This window comes from Burkholderia sp. BCC1985, assembly GCF_905339915.1.
In the GTDB taxonomy this organism is placed as follows: domain Bacteria; phylum Pseudomonadota; class Gammaproteobacteria; order Burkholderiales; family Burkholderiaceae; genus Burkholderia.
On the sequence record NZ_CAJPGY010000143.1, the window covers coordinates 1 to 363 of the forward strand.

General features: G+C 65.0%; 1 protein-coding gene. It reads left to right on the forward strand.

Going from position 1 to position 363, the window contains the following annotated elements:
* On the forward strand, positions 1–363 hold a 363-nt coding region (locus tag U4Z31_RS37030; protein WP_321813008.1), incomplete at both ends, for an amino acid ABC transporter ATP-binding protein.

Sequence of the window (363 nt, forward strand, 5' to 3'; positions counted from 1 at the left end):
GCTGCGCTCGAAGGTCGGGATGGTGTTCCAGCATTTCGAGCTGTTCCCGCACCTGTCGATCACCGAGAACCTGACGCTCGCGCAGGTCAAGGTGCTCGGCCGCGGCAAGGACGAAGCGGCCGAGAAGGGCATGAAGCTGCTCGATCGCGTCGGCCTGAAGGCGCATGCGCACAAGTTTCCGGGCCAGCTGTCGGGCGGCCAGCAGCAGCGGGTCGCGATCGCGCGCGCGCTGTCGATGGACCCGATCGCGATGCTGTTCGACGAGCCGACGTCCGCGCTCGATCCCGAGATGATCAACGAAGTGCTCGACGTGATGGTCGAACTCGCGCAGGAAGGGATGACGATGATGGTCGTCACGCACGA